General features: G+C 68.0%; 18 protein-coding genes. 11 read left to right on the forward strand and 7 right to left on the reverse strand.

The window, feature by feature from the left end:
* Positions 1–27: 27 nt before the first annotated feature.
* Positions 28–246, reverse strand: coding sequence for a hypothetical protein (locus tag F4560_RS46030; protein ID WP_221485436.1), 219 nt, complete (start codon positions 244–246; stop codon positions 28–30).
* Here F4560_RS46030 and F4560_RS08390 point away from each other — a divergent pair.
* From F4560_RS08390 to F4560_RS08415, 6 genes are all read left to right on the forward strand, one after another.
* Complete coding sequence (locus F4560_RS08390) at positions 140–1351, forward strand: MFS transporter (protein ID WP_312868829.1); 1212 nt, start codon at positions 140–142, stop codon at positions 1349–1351. The two genes, F4560_RS46030 and F4560_RS08390, sit on opposite strands and share 107 nt — an antisense overlap.
* 121 nt (positions 1352–1472) lie before the next feature.
* Positions 1473–2639 carry a cytochrome P450 gene (locus tag F4560_RS08395; RefSeq protein WP_184918343.1) on the forward strand — a complete coding sequence of 389 codons (1167 nt, stop codon included), beginning with the start codon at positions 1473–1475 and terminating at the stop codon, positions 2637–2639.
* Between the two features lie 20 nt (positions 2640–2659).
* Entirely contained in the window at positions 2660–2911 is a 252-nt protein-coding gene (locus F4560_RS08400) for a phosphopantetheine-binding protein (protein ID WP_184918345.1), read from the forward strand.
* A gap of 261 nt (positions 2912–3172) precedes the next feature.
* Positions 3173–3817 carry a TylF/MycF/NovP-related O-methyltransferase gene (locus F4560_RS08405; protein WP_184918347.1) on the forward strand — a complete coding sequence of 215 codons (645 nt, stop codon included), beginning with the start codon at positions 3173–3175 and terminating at the stop codon, positions 3815–3817.
* 86 nt (positions 3818–3903) lie between these two features.
* Positions 3904–4788: a radical SAM protein gene (locus F4560_RS08410; RefSeq protein WP_184918349.1), complete on the forward strand. Its 885-nt coding sequence runs from the start codon at positions 3904–3906 to the stop codon at positions 4786–4788.
* Complete coding sequence (locus F4560_RS08415; protein ID WP_184918351.1) at positions 4785–5672, forward strand: galactosyltransferase-related protein; 888 nt, start codon at positions 4785–4787, stop codon at positions 5670–5672. The genes F4560_RS08410 and F4560_RS08415 overlap by 4 nt, the downstream gene beginning before the upstream one ends.
* 117 nt (positions 5673–5789) lie before the next feature.
* On the opposite strand, the gene F4560_RS08420 is transcribed toward F4560_RS08415, so the two are convergent.
* Entirely contained in the window at positions 5790–6584 is a 795-nt protein-coding gene (locus tag F4560_RS08420; RefSeq protein WP_221483403.1) for a ParB/RepB/Spo0J family partition protein, read from the reverse strand.
* Between the two features lie 488 nt (positions 6585–7072).
* Here F4560_RS08420 and F4560_RS08425 point away from each other — a divergent pair, with 488 nt between their 5' ends.
* The 5 genes from F4560_RS08425 to F4560_RS08445 all read left to right on the forward strand — a co-directional run bounded on the left by F4560_RS08425 (position 7073) and on the right by F4560_RS08445 (position 16366).
* Entirely contained in the window at positions 7073–8872 is a 1800-nt protein-coding gene (locus F4560_RS08425; protein ID WP_184918355.1) for a hypothetical protein, read from the forward strand.
* Positions 8873–9080: 208 nt separating this feature from the next.
* The gene (locus F4560_RS08430; RefSeq protein WP_184918357.1) at positions 9081–11846 is read left to right on the forward strand and encodes a glycoside hydrolase family 3 protein; all 2766 of its coding nucleotides are present in this window, start codon (positions 9081–9083) and stop codon (positions 11844–11846) included.
* Positions 11847–11848: 2 nt separating this feature from the next.
* A complete protein-coding gene (locus F4560_RS08435) occupies positions 11849–13630 on the forward strand; it encodes a carbamoyltransferase family protein (RefSeq protein ID WP_184928986.1) in 1782 nt (593 codons plus the stop codon).
* Positions 13630–15546 (forward strand): SGNH/GDSL hydrolase family protein, encoded by a 1917-nt coding sequence (locus F4560_RS08440; RefSeq protein WP_184918359.1) that lies wholly within the window; start codon positions 13630–13632, stop codon positions 15544–15546. Before F4560_RS08435 ends, F4560_RS08440 begins: the two co-directional genes overlap by 1 nt.
* 55 nt (positions 15547–15601) lie before the next feature.
* Entirely contained in the window at positions 15602–16366 is a 765-nt protein-coding gene (locus F4560_RS08445; protein WP_184918361.1) for a TylF/MycF family methyltransferase, read from the forward strand.
* 264 nt (positions 16367–16630) lie between these two features.
* Here F4560_RS08445 and F4560_RS08450 read toward each other — a convergent pair whose 3' ends face one another.
* From F4560_RS08450 to F4560_RS08470, 5 genes are all read right to left on the reverse strand, one after another.
* Entirely contained in the window at positions 16631–17956 is a 1326-nt protein-coding gene (locus tag F4560_RS08450; protein ID WP_184918363.1) for a ricin-type beta-trefoil lectin domain protein, read from the reverse strand.
* 70 nt (positions 17957–18026) lie between these two features.
* A complete protein-coding gene (locus F4560_RS08455; protein WP_184918365.1) occupies positions 18027–18725 on the reverse strand; it encodes a hypothetical protein in 699 nt (232 codons plus the stop codon).
* 81 nt (positions 18726–18806) lie between these two features.
* Positions 18807–22280 carry a ThuA domain-containing protein gene (locus F4560_RS08460; protein ID WP_184918367.1) on the reverse strand — a complete coding sequence of 1158 codons (3474 nt, stop codon included), beginning with the start codon at positions 22278–22280 and terminating at the stop codon, positions 18807–18809.
* A gap of 353 nt (positions 22281–22633) precedes the next feature.
* A complete protein-coding gene (locus tag F4560_RS08465; RefSeq protein WP_221483405.1) occupies positions 22634–23407 on the reverse strand; it encodes a FadR/GntR family transcriptional regulator in 774 nt (257 codons plus the stop codon).
* A gap of 272 nt (positions 23408–23679) precedes the next feature.
* Complete coding sequence (locus tag F4560_RS08470; protein ID WP_184918369.1) at positions 23680–26544, reverse strand: glycosyl hydrolase family 95 catalytic domain-containing protein; 2865 nt, start codon at positions 26542–26544, stop codon at positions 23680–23682.
* Positions 26545–26620: the final 76 nt, after the last annotated feature.

The raw sequence follows: 26620 nt of genomic DNA on the forward strand, positions 1-26620 counted from the left end.
TGAAGCGGCTGACCGGCGGCCGACGCCTCAAGAACAAGACGCCGGGTCGGCGTCCACGGCGTCGCAGGACGCGCAGCCCGCCGGGAATGCGCCCCCGCTGCGGCGCAACCGGGACTTCAGGCTGTTGTGGATCGGGCAGGTGTTCTCCGCGACAGGGTCGAGCATGACCGGGATCGTGTACCCGCTGCTTGCCTTGGCCGTCACCCACTCGGCGACGATGGTGGGGGTCGTCAGCTTCGCGGGCATGTTCGCCGCCGCGCTGACACGACTGCCGGCGGGCGTCCTGGCGGACCGGTATCCCCTCAAGCCACTGATGGTCGTGCCCGACCTGGTGCGTGCGGCCACCACGCTGTGGATCGTGATCGTGATACTCACCGACAGCCTCACGCTGCCGCAGCTGCTCGTCGCCTCCGTCGTCGGCGCTGTCTGCGGTGCGATCTTCGATTCGGCGCAGACCGTCGCGATCCGCCACGTCGTCCCGCCGGAACAGCTGCCGCAAGCACTGGCGCAGGACTCGGCCCGTGGCCACGTCGCCGGCCTCGCGGGGCAGCCGTCGGGCGGATACCTGTACGGCGTTGGCGCCGTCCTGCCCGTCCTGGCGGACGCCGTCTCCTATGTCGCTTGCGCAGGCCTGACCATGCTGGTGCGCAACAAAATGAGGCCCAGCCGGGCACCGGGCCGGTTGCGCACGCTGTGGCGCGACATCCCCGTCGGGCTGCGGTACGTGGCGTCGTCGCCGTTCTTGCGCGTCACCCTGGCATGCGCCACCGGTTTCCAAGTCGTCTTCGCCGGCCTCACCATCGCCATCATCGCCTCGCAGGGTGCCCGCGAGGGCGCCGCGTTCCATCTCGGCACGGCGCTCAGCATGGCCGCGCTCGGCGGGATCCTCGGGGCGTGGGCCGCCCCGTCACTGAGCAGGCGCCTGTCTCCTGCCACGCTGTTGTACTCGTTCGGCTGGGCATGTTGCGCCGCGCTCGCGACGCTCGGACAGGTCCAGAACATCTACGTGATCGGCGTGCTGCTGGCCGTGATGTTCTTCCTCGCCACGCCGGCGAACGCGACGCTCTTCGCGGTGCAGATCGACACCACTCCGCCGGAGTTGCAGGGCCGGGTCGTCAGCGCGGCGCTGCTCGCGGCCGGGATCGCCGCGCCCATCGGGCCGCCGCTCGCCGGGCTACTGCTCGACAGCACCGGACAAGCGCCGACGTTCTTGCTCTTCGCCGCCCTGGTCGCCGTGCTCACGATCGTCATGCACCTGAGCCCCACGATCCGGACCATGCGCATGCCGGGCGGTCCGAAGCCAGGCGGACGCCAAGCCGCCGAATCGCCACAGCCGGACCCGCCGAGCTGACTTTCACGAATGTCCGGAGAAAACGTGCAACCGCACATCTGACCTGCGAGTCAACGTCCGGAGTCTGCCCACGATGTCTACTCAGTCCGAAGTTCCGCGGTTCCCGTTCCCGCCGTCTCCGGTGCCCTACGAGCCGGGGCCGGAAATACGAGAACTCACGGCGAAGTGCCCGGTCAACAAGGTTCTCCTGCCCGACGATTCCACGGCCTGGCTGGTCACCGGTTTCCACGAGACGCGGGAAGTGATGATCGATCCGCGCTACTCCCGCGCGCTCGTCTTCGCCCCTGGCCGCCACGTGTACGGCACGGAGCCGACGCTCGCCGACAGCCTGATCGGCATGGACCCGCCAGAGCACAGTCGACTGCGCAAGCTGGTGTCCGGCGCGTTCACCCAGAAACGCATCCGAGTGCTCCGCGCGCAAGTCGCCGAGATCGTCGACGACCTGATCGACGGGATGCTCGCCGGGCCCCGGCCGGTGGACCTCGTCCACTCGTTCTCGCTGATGGTTCCGGCAAGCGTGACATGCGCGCTGCTCGGAGTGTCCGCAGTGGATGTCAGCCGCTTCCACGCGTTGTCGAACGAGATATTCGGCGACTGGAGCCGCTCGCCGGACGACATCGCCAGGGCGTACACGGCCATGGCCGTCTTCATGGCGCAGTTGATCGCCCAGAAACGGCGGGCTCCCGAGGACGATCTGATCAGCATGCTGGTCGACCCCGATTCGGCCGACCGGCTCTCGGACGTCGAACTCATCAAGTTCTGCGTCGGGCTGCTCGCCGCCGGCCACGAGACCACCAGCAACTCGATCAGCATGTCGTTCCTGGCACTCTGCCGGCATCCCGACGAGCTCGCCCGGCTGCGCGCCGATCCCGACCTCATCCCAGGGGCCGTGGAGGAACTGCTGCGGTACGTGATCATCAGTGGTAGCGGGTTCGTCCCACTGGCGCGGATCACCCGGGAAGAGGTGTGCCTCGGCGGAGTCACGATTCCAGCCGGGGAGATCGTCCTGCCGACGTTCGACGTCGCCAACCGGGATCGCACGGTGTTCGACGATCCTGACCGGCTCGATGTCGGACGAGCACCGAAGGTTCACCTGGGCTTCGGTGCGGGCGCCCATCACTGCCTCGGCGCCCAACTTGCCCGGCTGCAACTGCAGGAGGCGTTCCGCGGGTTGCTGACACGGCTGCCCGGCCTCCGGGTGACCGTGCCGATGTCCGCGCTTGAAATCCGTTCGGGGCACCGCATCGCCAACGTGCGTGAGCTCCCTGTCACCTGGGACGACGTGTGACGAGCCACCAGGAGAGCGTTGTGAACAACGTTCGGGAAACTCTGTCCGGGCTTTGGCTGGACGCGCTCACAAGTTCGACCGAAGGGCGAGTCGAAGGCCACGAGAGGTTCTTCGAGCGCGGCGGTGACTCGTTCCGCGCGATCAAGCTGTTCATGGAAATAGAAGAGAAACTTGCGGTGAAACTCGATCCCACCGAGTTCATGGGCGCTCTTGCGGAAGATGACTTCAACGGTCTTGTCAGGCTTGTCGGTGCGCCGGACTGCGGAGGTTGAAGTCAGGGTGCCATGGCGGGCTCGTAGCCCAGGGGTAGGCCGGTCTCCGTGAACCTCGGCGGCCGCCCGAAGTCCGGCTGCGCCCCTGTACCTGCCGGCGGACATCAGTAGTGGGTGCTCGAGTGCGGAATCTCCGCACTCGAACACACGCGTTGACTCCGTCGCCGAATAGTTCGATCCTTGGTGGACGCTGCAAGAGAAGTGCTGCCGCCGCCTTCCTTTTCCGCACAGGTGATCTGGAGACAACAGATGCGAGTCGGCATGGCTGACGAACTGCTCGCACGCAATTCCTGGTCGAGCATGGATCATCTGAACGCGATCTACTGGTCGTTGTCGTCCGTGCTGCTTTACAACAGGCCGGGCGCGGTGCTCGAAGTCGGCTGCAACGCCGGGCACACCAGTGTGTGGCTCCAGCGGGTCATCCAGGACTTCGCGCCCGAGCGCGAGCTGCACCTGTTCGACTCCTTCGCGGGTCTGCCGACTCCTGGACAGCACGACGTGCTGCTGGGCGACGGCGACCTGGTCGTCACGGAGGAGCAGGTGAAGGAGAACTTCGCCGACTGGGATCTGCCGACCCCGGCCATCCACGCGGGCTGGTTCGTTGACACACTGCCGAGCTACTGTCCGCGTCAGGTCGCTTTCGCCTACCTCGACGGGGACTACTACGAATCGATCCTCACGAGTCTGGAGTACGTGTATCCGCGACTGGTGCCCGGCGGCGTGATCCTGATCGACGACTACTGCGACGCAGAGCAGAATCCGCGCGCCTGGGACGGTTTCCCGGGCGTCAAGATGGCCTGCGACGACTACTTCCGTGGCCGTCCGAACCCCGTTGAGGTGCTGGCCGGCAGCGCCAGGCTCGCGGTGGGGGCGATTCGCAAGCCGCTTGACGGCGCGGGTGTCTGACCGGCTGGTGTGTTCGCGGACTTCTTCGTCCGGCACGTGACCGGATCGCCGGATGAGCTGTCCGCTTCGACTGAAGAGAGTCCACAGTGGAGCGTCTCGATCTGTTCGCATTGGAAATCAACGCCACCTGGCACTGCAATCTCGCGTGCGTTGCGTGCTCACATGCCAGTCCGGTCGCCACGCCCGCCTTCGCCGACCCGGAGGTGGTCCGGCGGGACCTGGCCAACCTGGCGCAGGCGGTGACCGTCCAGGAGTTGCGGGTCGTGGGCGGCGAGCCGCTGCTGCACCCCCGGATCAACGAGATATTCCAGGCGGTGCGCGATTCCGGGATCGGTGGGCGGCTCTGCCTGACCACCAACGGGACTCGGCTGCACCGGATCGACCTGAAGTGGTTGGACGTGGTCGACCTGGTCTACATCTCCCGGTACCCCGGAGTGAACATCCGGCAGCACGCGCTCGACGAGCTGCGCACCCACGCTGAGCGGAACGGCACCGAGGTGGTGATCAAGGACTACCGCACGTTCCGGCAGGTGCGCTCCGCGCTGCCTCTCGACGCGGAGCAGACCCAGATGGTGTTCGACACCTGTCAGGTAGCGCACAAGTGGTCGTGCCACACCGTGCACGAGGGGAACGTGTACCTGTGCCCGGTGATACCCAACGGGGACGATGCGATGACCGAACGATGCGGAATCGAGCCGTTGGACGGTCTGCGGAACCGACTTCAGCTGTTCTTGGAACGCGAGACCCCGTTGAAGGCCTGTAGCGGTTGCCTCGGCACGGTCGGCAACGAGATTCCACACGGGCAGGCGAATGCCAAGACGTGGCATGAGCTCACCGGTGCCGGCTCCATCGATGTGAAGCGGCTGGAACTCGTGCGCCGCAACGACTGGATCGACCACGGCTGCTCGGCCAACACCACACTGGTTCAGCGGCCGGACGAGCACGACACTCGCGAAGGCGGTATCGCATGACCGAAGTCAGCGTGATGATGACTTTGTTCGGCGAAGGACGCGACGGCGACACGGTGAGGACCGTCGTCGACTCCTGGCTCGATCAGGACATCTCGTGCGAAGTCGTCATCGCAACGGACGGGGACACGCGTCTTGGCCCGGAGTTCGCCGGGCGGGATGACGATCGGGTCAGGGTGGTGGCTTCATCCACCGAGACACCGTCGCGAGGTGTGCTGGGCAACGTCGCGGCCGAAGCCGCCCAGGGCGACTGGCTGTACATCAGCGACATGGACGTCGTCCCGCTGAGCCGCAGCTATCTGCGCGACGCCAAGGCCGCCGCGGAGGCGGTGGGTGGGTTCCTGGCCCAGCCGAGGATGCTCCGCCTGGTCGGCATGCCCCCAGCCGGGCCACCGTGGCGGTGGGCGTTGCCGGACAGTTCGAACACCGGGTGTTTCGTGCGAAGGGGTGAGCTGGGCGAGCTCGTGAACCTGCCGGGCGAAACGGTGTTCGTGTGGTCGGACTTCGACGGACAGCTCTGGGTCGATCCACCCGCGCAGCTCGCTGCGAGCCGTGCCGACGAGTTCTCCCGCCGACCGGCGCTCCACTGGGGGGCCGTCCTCGTCGACCGGCAGAGGTTCGCGAGTGTCGGCGGTTACTGCGAACAGTACGTCGGCTGGGGATGTGAGGACGAAGACCTGCTGCACAAGCTGACCGCCACAGCACCCGCGGTGAAGGCGTGGGCGCAGCGCGGGAACCTGCTTTGCCTGCACTTCGAGCACGGGCCGGCACGTGACACGCCCGAGTACGAGACCAACCGCGTCCGACTGGAAGAGCGGCGGAACTCCGGTGCCGAGGCGATGATCGCCGACGACCTTCGTCGGACCAACGCGTCCGAGCTCCGATAGATGGCGCACATCGGGCACCACCTCCCGCTCAGCTCACCGGCGAGCGGTGGCCGGCACCTCGCCGAGGTGCCGGCCGGGCTGAACGGGCAGCGCGTATTCGGTGCTCGGCCCCGGTTCTCAGCCGGACTCGGCGTTCCTGCTGTCCAGTTCATCGGCGAAGCCGGTCCAGACCGCCGCGTACTCGCGGGCGATCCGGGCGAGCCGATTGGTGATGTGTGGCGGAAGACCGTCGATGATCTGGCGGTACTGGCTCACAGTGATCGCCCGAAGCGCGAGCCAGCGCAACATGCCCTGTCCCCGCTCCGAGTAGCGGATGGACGGATCGCGCCGCAGACCGTCGACCATGGACTGGAGGTCCAGTCCAGGACTGCGCATCTCGGGAAGTGCCGTCACCGTCTGGGAGTGGTCGTGCGAGGAGCGCACGTCACCCGTCGCCGGGTGCTCGTCCCGCCCGTCCGTGCTCATCTTCATGCGGACGTCGCGAGCCGTGCTCACCGAGATGCCGGCTCGTGCCGCGACTTCGCGCAGCGACAACTGGGGCTGGTTGGCGAACAGCTGACCGGCGGTCCTGCGTCCCTCCGCAGTGGACAGGGGTCGTACGCGACCGTCGCGGCCCAGGCGGTGCCGGGAAGGGGGAGCGCCGGTGCGTTTGCGGATGCCGGAAACCGTGCGAGCGGACAAGCCGGCAATGGCGGCGACGGCTCGATCAGACAACTCCGGGTACGCGGCGATGATCTGGATCGTGGCCGCCTGCCGGTCGGCGCCTGTCAGTGGCAACCCGTGCGCGGTGTTGGTCTGGACCGCGAGCAGGAACGCTTCCGCGTCGCTGCCGTGGAAAAACTTCACTTCGATCTCGTCGGCGCCGTTCAGGCGGGCGGCGGTCAGCCGGTGCATGCCGTCGATGACACGCATGGTCTCGCGATGAACGAGGATGGGGGGCAGTGGTGACGCGACACCGGCCAGTAGCCTGATGTGGTTCTCGTCAGTGCCGCCCAGTCGTGGCGAGATACCCGCTTCGATCTCGCTGATCCGCAATCTCGTGGGTGTTTCGTCCACTCTGTTCTGTACAGGTCCAGTCGAGGTGGGCAGTGGCACCGGCTCACGCAAGGCCCCGGAAGATTGTGACATCTATATTCCCCCGAACTGTCAATCCGTTAGGCATTCGCTATCGCAACGAATGTACGTGCGACGCCTTCGCGTGCACCATCGGCTGAACGGGTGATCGGGCAGGTACTGACCGTGTTCGAATCTGTCGAAGATTCTCTGTTGAAATCGTCGAAACTGTCGAATCCGTGCAAACTCGCGTCGGGGTCTGGCCCGTGGCGGCGCCGGCTGCGGGCCGGACCCCACTGCCGCAGTGTTTTCAATCGCTCGACGCCCCCTATTCTCCTGGAGTCGGTGTGTCCGCAGAAATCTCTGATTCCGTTCTCCGGCCGGTGCTGTCCTCGACGCTCCGAGTAACAGGCGCCACCGCACGCAGTGGGCTGGCGACGTGGGGGCAACTGCACCTGTTGCGCCATCTGAGAAATGCGGGCGACTCGGCGAATGTTCTGACCTTCACCGTGCAGGTCCCGTTGCCGGAACACTGCGACGTACGCGGGCTGCAGAGCGTGATGTGCGAGGTCTTGCGACGCTATGAGTCGCTCCGCACGACATATGTCACGAAGGGCGGGCCCGTGCGGCAGGTCGTGGCGGGCGAGGGCGAACTCGCGTTCGACCTGTACGAGACACACGCTGGTCACGTCACGACACTCGCGGGGGAGTTGGCCGAGCGCCTCAAAGAGCTCCCGTTCGACATCGAGTCCGAGTGGCCCGTTCGGTGCGCCGCAGTGCTCACCGGAGGGAACCCCGCCGTCCTCGTGCTGGCCTTCAACCACATGGCGCTCGACCATGGCGGCGCACTGATCGTCACGGCCGAGATGTCCCGGCAGCTCTCCGGAGGAGAGCCGGGCGCGCTTCCCCGGTGGCAACCGGTCGACCAGGCCGATTTCGAACAGTCGCCGGCGGGGGTGGCAATCTGCACACGCGCCCTCGACCACGTTCGACGGATCCTCCAGCCGGCTGTCGCGACCACCTTGGACGTCCCTCCGGGCGACTTCGGTCCCATGCGGGCCCTCGTACTGCGGATGCGGTCACCCGCGGCCATTCGCGCGGCCGAGACGTGTGCCCGACGTCTGCGCGTGTCGAGTTCCAGCGTCATCCTGGCGGCGGCGGCGGTGGCGCTCGGGGTCTGTCTCGACAGGACTCGGGTCGTGTTCCAACTCGTGGCCAGCAACCGCGTTGTCGAACCGCAGCGTTCTCTCGTGGCGAGTGTTGCCCTGGACACCGCCTGCCTCGTCGATTTCACGGAAATGTCGTTCGACCAGGTCGTGCGGAATGCCTTCAACGCGACGGTCACCGCCTACATAATGGGCCAGTGTGACCCCCTCGCCAAGGACGCGCTGTTGCGAGAACAAGAGGTGATGATCGGACGTCGGATCGGCCTGGACGTCAAGTTCAACGACAGCCGGACAGATCGCAGCGTCGCACCTGAGCCGTCAGCAGAAGTCTTGCAGCAGCTCATGCGGCGGACGGAGGTCGTCGAGGAGGCCTACGAGTTCTCCGGAGGCGGCGTGTACATGAACGTCTGGGGCACGGGAGCGGCCAGCGAGATCGTACTGGCCGGTGACATCAGTGAGCTGCCGCGAAAGGTGCAGCACGAGATTCTGTCCGGCATGGAGCGACTCGTCGTCGCCTCGGCCGTCCAGGACATTCCGGCACGCGAGTTGAACCACGTGGCCGGGGTCGTGCCCTTGGTGCGGGGACCGAATTGGGTGCGTTGCCCCGGCGGATACGTCGATCTGGATGCCACTCGTGAGGTCTGGAGGCGTGTCGCTCGAACCGATGTCGCCGACGTCTACGCAGAGCCTGCCGATCTCGGGTACCACCGCCTGGTCGGTTACGCGCTGGCGGTCGACGATCGGTCGCTCGGTGACATCCGCCGGGAGTTCGTGTCCTTTCTGGACGCGCGGTATGAGATCAAAGCCCCGGACTGGTACGTCCGGTGCGTGAATCCTCCGCACTCCATGAAGGACCGAGCCGGCTGGGAAGGGCTTCAGGTCGTCGATGAGGGCAACGGTCATGACGATGGTGAGGACTCCAAACAGCCACCGGTCCCGGCTTCAAGCCTGGCTGCGACCCATGCGAAAGATTCGGGCTAATACTTGACAACAATCCGAGTGATCGATAACGTTATTTTTGAATCGCCTCGATAAAACGCGAACCGTGATATCGAGCTTTCCGGTCGCGCCAACTTACCGGAGACACCCGAATTTCGTGTTGTCTTCCCAGGTGCGGACGGCCACCCCATGCGACCTACCGGGGGAATCCGTGGACCCAGATCCAGCGGTCGATGCCCTTGTCCGCCGGTTGACCTTCGACGAAAAGCTGACACTCCTGCACCAGCACGCGCCGGCCGTGCCGCGTCTGGGGCTGGCGGACTTCCGCACCGGCACCGAAATCCTGCACGGTGTGTCCTGGCTGGGGCCTGCGACGGTGTTCCCGCAGGCGGTCGGACTCGGTGCCACCTGGAACCCGGATTTGCTCGAAGCGATCGGCGCGGTGGTGGGCACCGAAGTGCACCAGTTGCACCACCTGGACCCGACGGTGAGCCGCAACGTGTGGGGTCCGGTGGTCAATCTGCTGCGTGACCCGCGCTGGGGACGGAACGAGGAGGGCTACTCCGAAGACCCGACGCTCACGGCGATGCTCGCGATCGGGTACTGCCGGGGGTTACGCGGCGGTGGTCCTGCGGATCGGTGCGCCGCCCTGGTGACGGCACCGACGCTGAAACACTTCCTGGCGTACAACCACGAAACCGACAAGGGACGGGCGTGGGCGGAGATACGGCCGCGCGTGCTCCACGAATACGACCTGCGCCCGTTCGAACGAGTCATCAGGGCCGGGGTCGTTTCCGGGGTCATGCTGTCGTACAACCGCGTCAACGGGCGCCCGTGTCATGTCACGCCGCTGCTTCCACTGCTTAGGTCCTGGCAGCCGGACCTGGTCGTGGTGTCGGACGCCCACGGCACGAAGGGCATGGTCGAGGACCACGGCTACTTCGAGGACCTCCCGCACGCCTACGCGGCGGCACTGCGCGCCGGACTGGACAGCTTCACCAATGACTCGGCCGACCCGATCGGCACGGTCGAGGCGCTGCGTGCTGCGGCGGCGAAGGGTCTGCTGTCCGAGGAGGACGTGGACGCGCCGGTCCGGCGCCTACTGAGGATGCGGGCCCGGCTGGGCGAACTCGGGCAGGACGACGCCGAGCCCGTGGAGCCGCAGGACACGGCCGAGTTGGCGCTGACGGCGGCCAGGCAATCGGTGGTGCTGCTCAAGAACGACGCCGACCTGCTGCCCCTCGACGAGGCGGGTGTCCGCCGGCTCACCGTGGTCGGCCCGCACGCCGACAAGGTTCTCATCGACTGGGTCTCCGGCAGCCTGCCCTACCACCACAGCGTGCTCGACGTTCTCCGCGACCGGCTAGGCGCTGATCGGATCGATCACGTCGAGGGCGTTGACCGGGTCGTTCTCGAGGTGGACGGCGGCGGCTTCGTCAGTGCCGAGCCGGACGCCGAGGGTAAGCCGCTCCGCATCGCATCGGTGGGCTCGGACGAGGAGCGGTGGTTCGACGTGTTCGACTGGGGCGGGGACATCGTCACCTTCCGCGCCGTCACGAACCGACGGTTCGCGTCTCGAGAAGACGACGGTTCTCTCACCAACAGCGCCCTCATCCCGTACGGGTGGGCTGTGCCCGAGGCCTTCACGCTCGTCCCGGACGAGGACGGCTGGTCATATCTGCGGCATGTCTATTCGGACACCTACGTGGGCGTCTGCGACGGATTCCTCACGGCACGCGTCGCCGACCCGGACAAGGCCACTCGACTGCGGTTGCACACCGTCTCCCGCGCCACGGACCTGGTGGCGGACCGGGCGGCCGGTGCGGACGCGGTGCTCGTCGTGGTGGGCACCCACCCCCTGATCAACGGACGCGAGAACGAGGACACGAGCGACATGGCTCTCCCTCGGGCTCAGGAGGCGGTGGTGAGGGCCGCACTGGCCGCGAACCCGAAGACGGCCCTCGTCATGGTCAGCGGTCGTCCCATCGCCGCGCCGTGGCTGGCTGAGCAGGTGCCGGCACTGCTCTGGTCCGCGCACGGCGGCCAGGAGCAGGGCCAGGCCATCGTCGACACAGTCCTTGGGACCAGCCCGCCTGCCGGACGTCTGCCGCAGACCTGGTACCGGGACCCGGACCAGCTGGGCGATCTGCACGACTACGACATCATCGGCAGCTCCAAGACCTACCTCTACTTCCCCGGCGACCCCCTGTACCCGTTCGGGCACGGCCTCACCTATGCCCGCTTCCGGTACGGCGAGCCGCGGCTGGACAACGACGTGCTGTCGGGCGACGACGCGTGCCAGGTCACCGTGACCATCACCAACACGGGGCCGGTCGCCAGCGACGAGGTGGTGCAGCTGTACGTACGGGCGCCCGGCGAGCGGATCCGGCGCCCGATCCGGGAACTGCGGGGCTTCCGGCGCATCCACCTGCCGGTGGACGAGTCCGCCGAGGTGTCGTTCCGGCTCGATGCCGACGATCTCGCGCACTGGGACGTCGGTTCCGGACGGTTCGTGACCGGGCCGGGCCGGTACGAGCTCCAGATCGGCCGGTCGTCGGCGGACATCGTCGGGACGGTCGCGCTGACCGTGACCGCCCCGCCGGTGGCGCCGCGGGACGTGAGCGGCCGCCTGGCCCGCGCCGTCGACTTCGACGACAGCCACGACATCCGCATCGTCGACGAGGCGCCGCTGGGCGGTGACGCGGTGGCGGCGCGAGGCGACGGTGGCTGGTTGTGCTTCCGGGACGTGGAGCTGCCGGACGTCGACCACGCGGTCGCGCAGGTGGCCACGACCGGCGATGTGCCCGCCACCGTCGAGCTGCGCTTGGACGATCCGGCGACCGGACACCTGGTGGCGTGGCTGACTGTGCCGGTCGTGGACCGGGCGTGGCGCTGGTGCACCGTGCAGGCCCCGGCGAACGGCAACGGCCGTCACGACCTCTACGTGGTGCTGTCCGAGCACGCCCGGCTGGCCAGCTTCGGACTCGTCCACGGACCTCACCCAGTGGAGATGTGACCATGAACGTGCTCGGTATTTCGGCGCTCTACCACGACGCCGCCGCCGCGGTGTGCGTCGACGGCAGGCTGGAGGCGGCGGCCCAGGAGGAACGGTTCTCCCGCCGCAAACAGGATCGCACCGTGCCCTGGCGAGCTGCGCGCGCCTGCCTGGACATGACCGGTCTGACCATCGCGGACATCGACTGGGTCGCGTTCTACGAGGACCCCGCCATGAAGCTCGACCGGCAGCTGTCGATGGCCGCGGCCGAGACGCGACAGGAAGCGGTCACCGAGCTGCTCGGCCGAACCGACCCGCACCGCACCTACCGGGCGCTTCGCGAGGGGATCGGTTACGACGGACCGGTGCGTTTCCTGCCGCACCACCTGTCCCATGCCGCAAGTGCGTTCTACTTCTCCGGCTTCCAGGAGTCGGCGATTCTCGTGCTCGACGCCGTGGGTGAGTGGTCCACGTCCTCGTACGGCTTCGGATCCACGCAGTCGGGGATCAGGCTCATCGAGGCCGATCGGTATCCGCATTCGCTCGGGCTGTTCTACAGCACCGTGACCTCCTACCTCGGGTTCGAGGTCAACGAGGGCGAATACAAGACCATGGGTCTGGCGCCGCTGGGGCAACCGACCCTCGTCGACCGGTTGCGCCGGCTCATCGAATGGAACGACGTCGGCGACATCCACCTCGACCTGCGCTACTTCGACTTCATGGGACTGCGTCGCATGTGGTCCGACAGGCTTCCCGAGCTGCTGGGGCGGCCTGCACGGGGTGCCGGTGAACCCCTGGCCGACTGGCACGCCGACCTCGCCCGCAGCGCGCAGGTGGTGCTTGAGGAGATAGTGCTGCGCAAGGCTGACGCTGTCAGGAAGTACAGCGGTGCCAAGAACATCTGCCTTGCCGGCGGCGTGGCGTTGAACTGCGTCGCCACCGGCAAGTTGCGCGCCACGGGCATGTTCGACGACATCTTCGTACCGCCGGCGGCCGGTGACGCGGGCGGGGCTGCCGGCGCGGCTGCTCAGGTCTCCTTCGACCTCGGTGCGCCACCGCCGGTGGAGCGACTCACGCACTCCTATCTCGGGCCGGAGTTCTCCACCGCGCGCGACATCATTCCTGTGATGCGCGCCGCCAACCTGCCGTACGCCGACTACCGCGACCGTTTCGACGATCTGCTCGACGATGTGGTCGCGCGGTTGATGGCCGGTCAGGTCATCGGCTGGTTCCAGGGGCGAATGGAGTTCGGGCCGCGCGCGCTGGGCGCGCGGTCGATCCTCGCAGATCCCCGAGTGCCGGACATGCGTGACCGCATCAACAAGCTGGTGAAGATGCGCGAGCCGTTCCGCCCGTTCGCCCCGAGTGTTCTGGATCGGCTGGCGTCGAAGTACTTCACTTGCGACGTACCGCTGCCGTTCATGCTCGAAACCACCCGGGTGCGTACCGACGACCTGCCGGCGGTCACGCACGTCGACGGGTCGGCGCGGGTGCAGACCGTCCATTCAGGAACGAACCCCCGTTACGCCCGGCTGCTGGAGAGGTTCTGGGAGCGGACGGCGTGTGGCGTGCTGCTGAACACCTCGTTCAACCAGGGTGGCGAGCCCATCGTGTGCACACCGACAGACGCGCTGGCGTGTTTCGCGCGTTCGGGGCTCGACGCTCTGATCATGCAGGATGTGCTCGTCGACACGGACGACGTTCCGCCGTCGTGGCGCCAGGCCGTGGCCGCGCGCGGCTTCAGCTCCGCACAGAGCGATGAGCCCGGTGTCCAGCGCGAGTTGGCCGTCTACGAGCTCGCCTGATGTCAACGGAGGAGGCGGAGCAGATGCGCATTGGCATTTGGGAGCACAACCCGAACGGCGACCGGTACGAACGCGTCGACGGCGAATGGCCGAACTGGTCGGACAGCGCGGGCTTCACCCGAGTCCCGGACCGACGCCGGGTGTTGCTGCTAGGGGAATCCGTGGCCCGTGGGCTGCTCTACGAGCCGCTGGTCACGCCCGCGCTGATGATCGAGCAGGCTCTGGACGCCACCGCTCCTGGCCGGGCCGAGGTGGTGGATCTCGCCCGCAGCGGTGCCCGGTTCCAGGACCTGCTCGACATCGCCGAATCGGCCCGCGACCTGGCTCCGGACGCGGTCGTCGTGTTCGCCGGGAACAACTGGAAGTACGAACTGACCGAGTGGGCGTCGAAAAGCCGGCAAGCGGACGAGGCCCGTGCGTTGGAGCGGGGCGGAGTCGCTGAGCTGCTGCGCGAACGGGAGTCCAGGCTGGCCAATGCCGTCACGGACTTCGTGAACGGCATCTGCGACCTGTTCGCCAGTCAGGCACCTGTGCTGTTCGTGCTTCCCGAATCGAACCTGCTGGACTGGCACACCGTGCCGCTCGCGCCGGTCCTCGGGAACGGCAAGGATTCTGAGTGGCATCGTGTGATGCGCCGGACGAGGCAGCAAATGCGCGACGGCGACGAGGCCGCGGTGCTGGCCGGGTGCGAGCAGCTGCACCGTCTCGACGGTGGCGTGTCCGAGGAGCCGTACCGCTACCGCGCCCGCATACACCTGGACCGTGGTGAAACGGACGAGGCGCTGGCCAACTACCGGCACGCCCGCGACGTTCGCCTGTGGTGTGATGGCATTGATCCGTCGTGGTTACCGTCGATCGGGGTGAACGCCGCGCGGACGGCCGCTGTCAGCCGCGGCGGCGCGGTCGTGGATCTCACGGCTACCCTGCCCGCGCAGTGTGCGAGCGGCATTCCAGACAGGACGGTCTTTGCCGACTTCTGTCATCTCAACGGCCAGGGCCTGGTGTTCGCGGCGACCGAGATCGCGTGCGCCCTCGGGCCCGTACTCGGGTTGAAGGTCACGCCAGAGCTGTGCGCGCGGACGTTGCGCGGGCCGGCCCCGGAGGTCGAGGCCGGCGCGGCGTTCTCCGCGGCGTTCGTGAACGCGGATTTCGCGCAATCGAGTGAGGTGATCTCCTTCTACGCCCGGCTGGCCGCTCGCGCGGCACCACAGATAGTGGGAGCCATGGAGGCGTACTGTGCCGCGCCCGCCGCGGCCACGCCTTGGTGGATGCGGACAATCGACATACCGAAGTTCGCGAACGCGGAGCGCTGCCTGCGTGGTATCGGCCGCGTAGGCAGGTACCTGTACGACGACACGCTTGTCAGGTCCTTCACCGCTGAGATCAACGCGGCGCGCGGTCGGCCCGATGACGATCCGCCCGTTCGGTCGCACGCTGCGCTCGTACCGGGTACGCGTACCAACCTCCTCGATCCGACCCTGGCTCCGGCTTGGCGTCCACTGGACTGGGAAGGGCTGCTCGACACCCTGCCTGGCCGGCCCACCGGCTATCGGCACTACTTCCGTGCGCACACCGAGGAGAGCCGCTTCCTCTTCATCGCGGCCGGACCGGCCGTGGTCCACGTCGAGATCACCATGCGGCTGGGCACATCCGGGGAGGGAACGACCCAGGTGCTGATCAACGAGCACGAGGTCGGCAGCTTCGAACTCGGCGACCGCTGGCACCTCTGCCGGTTCTCGGTTCCGGCCGAGCAGGTGGAGACGGGCCGCAACGAACTGGTGATCCGGTGGCAGCGAAGCCTGATCGAGACGACCCCTTTGCCGATCCTTGCCCGACGGATCGAACAAGGTCTCGGCCAGGAACTCTCGATCGTCTTCGGCGAGGTGCACTCGGTGCATGCCACGGCGGCGGCGTGAGCGTGGCGAACGCGTAGTGGCCAGTCGAGGCGGTTTGCACAGCGGAAAGGTGCGGATGAAGGCGGACGGTCAGCTGTATCTCGATCTCATGAAACGCACCCTGACGAACACGATCTACCGGGGTGTGCCGGTCGCCTGGGTCGAAGGCCAGCCGGTCTTCGACACAACGCGCCGCGAGCACGGCACGCCGTGGCTGAACATCGCGCACACGATGGTGAGTGTGAGAAGGCTGGACAACCTCCAGTTCTGTCTGGAACGCGCGCTCGCCGATGGTGTGCCCGGTGACTTCATCGAGACGGGCGTGTGGCACGGCGGTGCCTGCATCTTCGCCCGTTCCCTCTTCAAGGCACACGGGGTGCAGGATCGCACGGTCTGGGTAGCAGACTCGTTTCAGGGAGTGCCGACCACTACAGCCGGCAGTCACCCGATGGACCAGGAGCTTGCGTTGCACGAGAAGAACGCCATGCTCGCGGTCAGCGAGGAGACCGTTCGGGAGAACTTCAGCCGGTACGAACTCCTCGACGAGCAGGTGTCTTTCCTGAGTGGCTGGTTCGCCGACACTCTTCCTGGCGCCCCGATCAGCCAACTCGCGGTCATCCGGCTGGACGGTGACCTGTACAGCTCGACGATGGACGCACTCGAGCACCTGTACCCGAAGCTTTCGCCCAGGGGGTACGTCATCGTGGATGACTACGGCATACCTGCTTGCGCGACCGCGGTGCACGAGTACCGGGAGCAGCACGGCATCGAAGACGAGATCTGCTTCATCGACCCCTACTCGATCTACTGGCGACGCAGCACTGGCTCTTCTGGCTGGTGAGCACCTCTGGCCGGTGTCAATGCGGAGGTGGAAGGTGTCCGCATGACGTAGCACCAGCAGTTCGACGGACCTCGGGCTGGCGATGGCCGGCTCGTTCCTGTCCACCATCCCGCTGGTCGTGGTGTTCATCCTGGTCGAGCTGCGCATGGTCGCGGGCATCCTGGACGGCGCTTTCAAGGGCTGATGCCGCGGGCCTGTCACCGGCCACATCCCGCCGACTCACGGTCGGTGGGATGTGGCCGGTGACGACGATCAGCGAAGCGCTTAGGCGCGGGCCCAGCGCTGGTTCGCGCCGGTGTGGCAGTTCCACAGGATCACTGTGCTGCCGTTGGCGGTGGCGGCGCCGTTGACGTCGAGGCACAGCCCGTTCTGGGCGTTGCTGACGGTGCCGTTGCTGTTGACGTTCCACTGCTGGTTCGTGCCGCCGTGGCAGTCCCAGATCTGCACCCGGGCGCCCGCGGCGGCGTTGGCCGGCGTGTCCAGGCACTTGCCCATCACCTGAAGCGCCTTGCCGTTCAGGGTGAACTGCTGGTTGGCGCCGCTGTTGCAGTCCCAGATGATCATCGCGGTGCCGTTGGCCGAGTTCGCGCCGTTGACGTCCAGGCATCGGCCACTGGCCTCACCGCGCAGCCGGAACGTGGTCGGGTCCGGACCCGGACCCGGACCCTGGTCACCGGTGAAGAACTTCCACACCTCGCCCTTGACCCAGCTCCTGGCGCCGCTCTCGCAGCCCGCGCACCCGTCCACGGGTCCCTGCTGGTGACCGCCGTCGAACGGCGCCCAGACCACCGGGTACCCGGTCCGGCACCCGGAGTAGGCGGTGCTGATGTGCGTGTTGCTGCCCCGGGCCGGCTCCGGCGGGTTCTGCGCCGTGCAGCCGTTGTTGCGGACCCACCTGTCGCGCTGGGCGCGTCCACCTCCGATGTTGTCGCTGAGGCCGTGGATGCCCATGTAGGCGACGGGTGCGGTGCCGCCCGAGCACCCACTGATCTCACCGGGCGAAGCGATGGCGGCGATGGCGCGGAACATCGTCGGCCGGGAGCACGCGAGCGAGATGCTCATCGCGCCGCCGTAGCTGAAGCCGAGCGAGAAGCGCTGCGTGGTGTCGACGCAGAGATCGTCCTCGATCCGCTTGATCATGGCGTCGACGAAGTTGACGTCCTCGCCGCCGGAGTTGCCCCAGCCGTTGTTGAGGCCCTGGGGCGCGACGAAGATCGCCGTGTTGTTCGACAGCTGCTTCAGTCCGTAGTGGGCGTAGACGGCCCCGTCGCTCCCGCCACCGGCGACCTGGTTCATGGTGCCGCCCAACCAGTGGAACCCGAAGACCAACCGGTGCTGGTAGGTGTTGTTGTAGGTGTCGGGGACGCTCAGGATGAAGCTGCGGGTCTTGCCGCCGCTCTGGATCGTGTGCGTGCCGCTGCGCAGGGTCGGTGTCTTGCCGCACCCAGGGGTCGCGGCGGCGGTGACGACATCGGCTGCGACGGGTGCCCGCGCGGGTTCGGCGCCGGCGACATCGGCGCCGGTCAGGAGGAGCACGGCGGCGGCGCCGATCAGCGTCCAACGCCGGTGGAGGCGGTTTTCCTTTGACACGTGGGTGCTTCCGTTCTGTGTGGTGTGCCTTCTTGATGGGTGCACGCCGGCTGATGGGTGCGAGCCGACGTCACCCGCTGCCTTCCGGCGCGGTGTCGGCCGGGATCGTGCCGGAGTCCGGGCCGGACGGCAGGTACACGTGCACGTGCCCCTTGCCGGCGTCGACGCTGATCACGTCCAACTGGAGCGCGGCGACCGACCAGGTGCGCAGTGCCAGCGTGCGTTGGGCGCCGGCCAGGGTCAGCAGGTCGCGCGCCAGTGGCTCGGGAGCGGTGACCGCGGTGGCGAAGCCGTCGACCGCGGCGGCGAGTTGTTGGACGGCGGTGCGCATCCCGGTGCGGGCGACGTTCACCCCGTTGCCCGCGGACGGTGTGTCCACGTAACGCTGCGTCTCCGCGGACACCACCTCGCGCCAGCCGCGCACCTCGTCGATCGTCGGCGCGGTCGGCGGTGCCGTGTCGGGGAGCGGGGACGCTTTCGCCATGGCTTCCAACACCGGTGTCAGGCGTTCCCGGCCGCCCTTGGCCAACTCGATCAACGTCCCGACCTGGTCGATGTCGCGCCGTGCCTCGGCCTCCTTCAACTCGGCGATCCGGCGTTCCGTCGCGTCCGGCCCCGATGTCCACGAGCCGGACACGAACGCGACGGCGAACCCGAGCGCGAACGTGGTGACCAGGGCGGTGGCCGATCCCCACAAGGAACGCGGTGCCTCAGGACGGCGTGCGGGCTTGCCCGGCCGTGCCCGCCCCACCGACGTGGTCCTGCCCATGACCGTCCTCCTTGCCGTGCGGTGAGATCTCGCGGTGGAGGTCCGCGGCTCCGGCGCGTGCCGGAGCCGCGGACCGCCCGCTCAGGACAACGTCCACCGTTGGTTGGCGCCGCCGTTGCAGGTCCAGATGATCAACTGGGTGCCGTCGGCCGAACTGCCGCCGTTGGCGTCGAGGCACTTGGCGCCGTTGCGGATCGTGCCGTCGGACTGCACGGCCCAGTTCTGCGCGGACGAACCGTTGCAGGTCCACAGTTGCACCAGCGCGCCGTCAGCGGTGCTGCCACCGTTGACGTTGAGGCACTTGCCCAGGGCTTGGAGCGTCTGCCCCGTGCGCGCCCACGTCTGGTTGGCGCCGCCGTTGCACGTCCAAAGCTGGACCTTGGCGCCGTCGGTGCTGCTGTTGCCGTTGACGTCGACGCACTTGCCGCCGACGCCGACGATGCGGCTGGTTCCACCGCCGGGACCCGGTGTGCCGACCCCGTTTCCGGTGAAGGTCATCGAGTCCAGGTCGTACGTGGTGCCCGTGCCGGTCTTGAACACCACGAACAACTGCGTGGTGCCACCGGGATTGGTGACGTTCACGGCGGGCGTGCTCGCGTAGTTGTCCCAGCCGCCGGTGCTCGGAACCGGAACGGTGGCGATCAACGCCCCCGTCGGCGAACCGGCGCGCAGTTCGACCGACCCACCACCGCCCGGCGACGACAGCCGCAGCGACACCTGGTTGATGCCGGTGAAGTTGTACGGGGTGAACGAGATCCAGTCGTTGTTGCCGATGTCCCCGACCCGCGCGCCGGACTCCGCCCCGGCCTGCGCCACCACGCGCACGCCGGACGAGCCGGTGAAGTACTCGGCCTGCTTGCGCTTGGGCTGGAGCAGGACCTTGCGGCTGCCGTCGAGCGCGGGCACCCCGGTCGTGCCGTTGTCGGTGTACTTGCTCGCCGCCACCCAGAACGAGTTCAGCTCGGCGTGCGCGGTGTCGGTCTCGGCCTTGAGCGTGCCCGAGCAGCCCGGGATCGGTGAGAGGTCGTGCCCGTGCTGGTCGTGCCCCAGGGCGGGGGTCGTGGTCACGCGAGCGCAGTCGATCGTGGTGTCCTCGGGATCGGTGACCGTGACCGTGTACGGGATCGAGTCACCCCAGCCGAACATGCCGCCGTCCGGGATGCTCAGGTTGACCGTGGGCGCGGTGTTGCCCGAGGTCACGATCACGCTGGTCACACCGGTCTTCCCGCCGACGTCGGTGACGGTGAGCTTGGCGTTGAACTGTCCCCTGGCGGTGTAGGTGTGCGTGGGGTTGGCTGCGGTGGACGTGCCGCCGTCACCGAACTCCCACCGGTACGTCACCGGGCCGCCTTCGGGGTCACCGGAGCCCGCGCTGGAGAACCGCACCGACAACGGCGAGGTGCCCGAGGTGGGCGTCGCCGTGGCCGTCGCGACAGGACTCCGGTCACCGCTCTTGTAGTCGATCCGGTAGAGCCCGGAGTCCGGGTTGTCCCGACCGTAGCCGGATCCCCACTCCAGCAGGTACATCGCTCCGTCGGGGCCGAACTTCATGTCCAGCGGCGACTTGAAGCTCAGGTTCGACAGGAAGTCGTTGATCTTCAACAGCTTCCCGTCCTGGCCGACCCGGAACTCCCACATCCGGTTGCGCGACCACTCGCCGAAGAACGGTGTCTGGTCGAAGTAGGCCGGGAACTTGGTGGCCGACGGGTTGTTCGCGTCGTACTGGTAGATCGGGAACGCGCCGGGCGCCTCGCCGCCGCTGGGGCTGCCCAGCTCCGGGAACTTGTTCCCGTTCGCGCCGTTGCCGTACCAGACGTCGGCCTTGCGCGCGGCCGGCAGCTCGGTCAGGCCGGTGTTGTTGGGGGAGTTGTTCACCGGCCGGTCGCAGTTGAACTTCGCGCCCGACTGCCCGGTGGCGAAGTTGTAGTCGTTGAACGGGATGTTGTCGCCGATGCAGTACGGCCAACCGTAGAAGCCCGGTGACGTGATGATGTTCCACTCCACGGTCCCGCCGGGCCCGCGGTTCGCGTTGTCGTTGGCCGCGTCGGGGCCGTAGTCGGCCGCGTAGATCGCGCCGGTCGTCGGGTGCACCGAGAACCGGAACGGGTTGCGGAAGCCCATCGCGTAGATCTCGGGCTTCGTCCTGGCCGTGCCCGGTGCGAACATGTTGCCGGCCGGGATCGTGTAGGTCCCGTCGGTCTCGGGGTGGATGCGCAGGATCTTGCCGCGCACGTCGTTGGTGTTGGCCGACGTGGCCTGGACGTCGTTGCTCGCCCAACCCGGCCGCTCGTCGATCGGCGCGTAGCCGTCGGAGCGGTGCGGCTGGACGTCGTCACCGGTGCCGATGTAGAGGTTGCCGTTCGGGCCGAACGCGATGTAGCCACCGGTGTGGCCGGGCTCCGGCGCCTGCCGTGACGACGGCACCTTCATCAGCACCCGTTCGCTGGCGATGTCCAGCGTGTCGCCGTTGACGGTGAACCGGGAGACCCGCGCGATGTCCTCGTTGCCGCCCGCCGGCGAGTACATCAGGTAGATCCACCTGGTGGTGGCGAAGTTCGGGTCGAGCGCGAGCCCGGTCAGCCCGTCCTCACCGCCGGTGTAGACGTTGAAGGTGGCCGCCGTGACGGTGGTGCGGGTGCTCGGCTTGTAGACCTTGACCTTGCCGCCGTACTCCGCGTAGAACACGCGGCCGTCCTTGGCGACGTCCAACGCCGCCGGCCCGACCGTGTTGTCGTCCAGCGCCACCTTCTCGAAGCTGCCCCACGAGGTGGGACCGCAGTCGGCCTGGACCTTGGCGCCCGCCGACTCCACGCCGCCCTTGACGTGCTCGCGGAACAGCGGCTCGGAGTAGCTGGACGCCTGGTGGCCCATGGCGGTGGCCCACAGCCGACCGCCCTCGAAGTTGCGGCACCACGAAATCGGGTGGTCGTAACCCATCCGGCTCGTGCCGGGGTCGTACGTCGTCTCGTCGGCGGTCACCAGCACGTGCGCGTTGCCGCGGACCGAGCGGGTGAAGTTGTACCACTCCTCGGTGCGCGTCCAACGGTCCGGCAACGCCGTGCCGGACGGGTGCTTGCGGTCGGCGACCTTGGCGGTGCCGGACACGGTGGCCGAGTGCTGCGTCATGGTCGCGCCGAGCATCTGGTCCCACCACGGGAACTGCTGCTCGACGTTCATGTCCGTCGCGTTGTGGATCGCGACGAAACCGCCACCGGCGCGCATGTACTTCTGCGCCGCGGCGCGCTGGGCGTCGTTGTCCCACACCATGCCGGACGTCTGGAGCATGACGACCACGTCGAACGTGGCGAGCGCGGCGTCGTTGAAGACCGAGGAGTCCTCGCTCTTGGTCAGCTCCCAGTCGTTCTGGGCGGCCAGCTGCTCGAACATCGTGATGCCCGCGGGGATCGAGTCGTGCCGGTAGGCCCCGGCGGCGGTCTTGCTGAACAGCAGGACGTGGAACCCTTCGGGGTGCGCGGGCGCCGGCGCGGAAGCCAGGCCCATCAGCACCAGCACGCAGCCTGTGATCGAAAGAAGGCGCGCGAATCTGTGTCGCATTGCCACTCCTCTGGGGCATCGAACGGCGACTGGCTGGATTACGCGGCGGCGGTGTACGTGTGGGTCAGGGTATGTGTCTGACTCATTTTGGAGGGCTGAGCGTGCAGGTCCAGCCGGCGCGGCACGGCACGGTGCAGGCTCAGTAACGCATTCCGGTTAGCCGGTAGAGGTGAGACCTTCGCAGGGCTGGATCGCCGGCAGACTGACACGTGTCATACAGAAAATCGCGTGGTCCTCGGCGATTTGTAGCACACATCCGCGCGGCGAGTCCAGATGTGCCAACACCGCGCGGAACCGGTGTCCAGGTCGTCGTGGACGTATCCCGGAGCGCTCGTGGGCCCGATCCCGGAGCGTCAGCCGAAGAGGCGGCGCTGGATCTCGCGGCGGTAGTCCTGGAGCGTGTTGTCGAGGTGGAGACCGGCCGCCGCCGCGGCGGCTTCGGGGTCGCCGGCGCCGATCGCCCGGTAGATCGCCAGGTGTTCCTCGACCGCCTCGGCCGCGTGGCCGCCGACGGAGCCGTGCAGCCCGATGGTGCTGGACTGGCGCTGGAGGCGGCGGGCTTCGCGCACCGCGGCCACCAGGAACTGGTTGTGGGACGCCGCGGCGACGGCGAGGTGGAAGTCCTCGTCGCCGCGCTCGAACAGCGAGGTCTCGGAGGTCAAGTGACCCTGCCGGCACGTTTCGGCGGCGTCGGCGATGGCGCGCAGTTCGGCGGGAGTGGCATGGGTCGCGGCCAGTCGGCTGGCCGCGGTCTCCTGCACGCGGCGGAACTCGAAGAGCATGTAGACGTGGTCGAGGTTGGTCGGCAGGAAGAAGCCTCCCCAACGGGAGGAGCCGAGCATTCCTTCGTCGTCGGCCACGTAGAGCCCACGGCCCTTGTGCGCCCGCACCCGTCCGATCGCGGAGAGGATCTTGATGGCTTCCCGCGCCACCGTCCGGCTGGTGCCCATCCGCGCGGCCAGCTCGTTCTCGGTCGGCATCCGGTCGCCCGGTTGCAGCCCCAGCTCGGCGATCAGCTGGAGGATCTGCTCCGCGACGAGCTCGTAGCCCGGCCGGTACGGACCGGGCGCCGGGGTGGCGTCCGGTTGCCCGGTCGGACCGTCCGGCACAAGTGCGCCATCCGTCAACGCCGCTCCTTTGTGACGGGTCGCCTGAAGAGTGTGTTGGCAGTTCACCGCTGTCCGCCCAGCCTACATCCGGGTAGGCCGGCCGGTGTCGAGCGTGCGTCGCGGTGTCGGGCACTACACGTCCCATGATCGTACTTGGCGCGAACGGATGTGCGATCAGCCGGGCAACGAATAGGTATACGTATTCGTCCCCTGGCTTGTGGGTTGCCGTGGGCGGTCGTGGCCGCAACGCCGCACGAATGCGGCGTTGCGGCCACGCGGGACAGCGGTGGTCAGGCGCGCTGGAGCAGGAATCGCTGGTTGTCGCCCCCTCCTGGGGTCCATTGCGAGATGCGCGCGCCGTCGGTGGTCGACGCGCTCCACACGTCCATGGCCAGGTTGCTGAGGCGGTTGACCAGGCTGATGACACCGCCGCCCTGGTCGACCACACGCCACTGCTGGCTCGTGGCGTTGGTGTCCGGCTGCTGGGTGATGTCGGCCCCCGTGCTCGCGCTCGCGACCTGGAGCACCAGCCCGCTGTGCCGAGCCCGGACGCGGTAGTAGCCGCCGCCCGAGTCGACGAAGTCGAACTGCTGGTTCAACCCGCCGGTCGGCGACCACTGTTGCAGCAGGGCTCCGGCAGCGGTGGACACGCCGCTGATGTCGGCGAACTTGCCGCTGTGCCGCGCGACGAGCCGGTAGTAGACCCCCGGCTGGACGACCGACCCGCTGCCGCCGCCCTGCCCGGTCGCCCGGTACGTGTGCCCGGCCTGGCCTTGGAACTGGATGACGTCGGCCTCGGGCTTGGTCGGCTGCACGATCGCACCGCTCGTCGTGTCGGTCAGCTCGAACGTGCCGGTGAACGCCCGGTTGCGGACCCGGACCGCGCCGTCGCGGTCAGGCGTGACGGACAAGGTGATCGCGGTGTTGCTCCAGGTCGCCCCGACGGTGTACCCGCCGCGCCCGCGCAGGCCCGTCACGCTGCCCGCCGACCACGCCGGCGGCAGTGCGGGCAGCACGTGCAGCTCGCCGTTGTGGCTGTGCAGCAGCATCTCGGCGATGCCGGAGGTCGCGCCGAAGTTGCCGTCGATCTGGAACGGCGGGTGCAGGTCGAACATGTTGGGCGCGAGCCTCGCCGGTGTCACCAGGTAGCGGATCAGGTCGTGCGCCCTGGCGCCCTCTTCCATCCGCGCCCAGTAGTTGATCTTCCAGGCCAGCGACCACCCGGTTCCGTCGTCGCCGCGCAGTTGGAGGGTCCGACGGGCGGCCTCGAACAGCTGGGGCGTGCCGCGCTTGGTGATCTGGTTGCTGGGGTGCAGTCCGTAGAGGTGGGAGACATGCCGGTGGCTCGGCTCGGTCTCGACCCAGTCGTAGAGCCACTCCATGACGTTGCCGCGGGAACCGACCCGCATCGGGGCGAGCCGTTGGCTCGTCGCGCGGACCCGCGTGCGGAAGTCGCCGTCCACTCCCAGCACCTCCGAGGCGCGGGCGCAGCCCTCGAACAGGTCGCGCAGGATCTGCATGTCCATCGTGGGGCCCGCGCACACGCTGGCGTTCGCGTGGTGGGGCAGCTCCGGGGAGTTCGACGGGTTGGTGACCAGCCACTTCAGCGTGGGTTCCTCCACCAGGGTTTCGAGGAAGAACTGGGCCGCGCCCTTCATCGCGGGGTAGTAGGACCGCAGGAACTCCACGTCGCCGGTGAACAGGTAGTGGTCCCAGATCATGGTGGCGAGCCACGCGCCGCCGGTCTGCCACATGCCCCAGAGCGCGCCGTCGACCACCGAGGAGCCACGCCACCCGTCGGTGTTGTGGTGTGTGACCCAACCGCCCGCGTTGTACTGGGCCCTCGCGGTGCGGGCGCCGGTCGCGGTGAGGTCGTTGATCATGCGGAACACCGGCTCGTAGCACTCGGCGAGGTTCGTCGTGTCGGTCGGCCAGTAGTTCATCGGCAGGTTGGCGTTGATCGTGTACTTCGAGTCCCACGACGGGGTCAACTGGTCGTTCCAGATGCCCTGGAGGTTCGCGGGCTGGGTGCCCGGCCGCGACGACGAGATCAGCAGGTACCGGCCGTACTGGAAGAGCAGGGCCGAGAACTGCGGGTCGACGGCGCTGCCGTGCTGGGCGATCCGGACGTCGGTCGGCTGGTCCGCCGCCGCCGTCCGCCCCAGGTCGATGGTGACGCGCCCGAACAACCGCTGGTAGTCGGCCACGTGCCGGCTGCGCAGCACGTCGTACGCCGTGCCCTGCGCGCCGCTCAGCCGTCCGCGGGCGATGCCCTGGTAGTCGCCGCTCACGTTCCGGTAGTCGACGTAGCTGGTGCCGATCGAGATCAACAGCGTCACGCTGGTGGCGTTGGACACCCGCAGCGTGCCTCCGGAGCTGCTGGTGGTCCCTCCCTCGGCGATCGCCTTGGCCAGCACGAGGAACCGGACGGAGCCCGGGATGCCCCGGTGGTCGCCGGACCGGCCGTCGAGGCCGATCGTCGTGCCGTCCGGGCTCGACGCCGTCGCCCGCTGCGGCGTGCCGAACGACGCGGTGAACGAGATCGAACCGGGCGTCTCGGCCGTCAGGCGCATGGCGATCACCTGGTCGGGCGCGCTGGCGATCACCTCCCGTCGGTACCGCACGTTGTTCGCCACGTAGGTCACGACCGTCGTGGCGGTGGTCAGGTCGAGCCACCGCTGGTAACCGGACATCCCGTTCGCGGTGGGGAACGCGAGCCTGAGGTCGCCGACGGTCTGGTAGGCGAGCTGGGCGGCCGGGTTGCCCAGCATCGCCTGGTCGATGAGGGTCTGGGCCTGCGACCACTGGTTCGCGAACACCAGGCGTCTGATCTCCGCCAGGGCGGCCGCGCCTCGCGTGTTGGTGTAGTCGTGGGGACCGCCCGCCCACACCGTGTCCTCGTTGAGCTGCAACCGCTCCGTGTCGACGTTGCCGAAGACCATCGCGCCGAGGCGGCCGTTTCCGATCGGCAACGCGCGGAGCCACTCCGCGCCGGCCTGCCGGTCGTACCACAACGCCAGGTCGTTGACCGCACGCACTTCCGGCGGCGCGGTCGAGCCGGCACGTGCCACCGCCGTCCAACCGCCCGGCATCAGCAGGGCTCCGGCGCTCGCCGCACCGAACTTCATCACTTGCCTGCGTGGCAGATCCGACATCCTGGGTCCTCCCAAGCGGATGATGATCGCGATGCGACGACGGCCGCACGCGGACGCCGCTACTCGAACGAACGTC

Origin of the sequence: Saccharothrix ecbatanensis (genome assembly GCF_014205015.1) — a bacterium.
GTDB lineage: Bacteria > Actinomycetota > Actinomycetes > Mycobacteriales > Pseudonocardiaceae > Actinosynnema > Actinosynnema ecbatanense.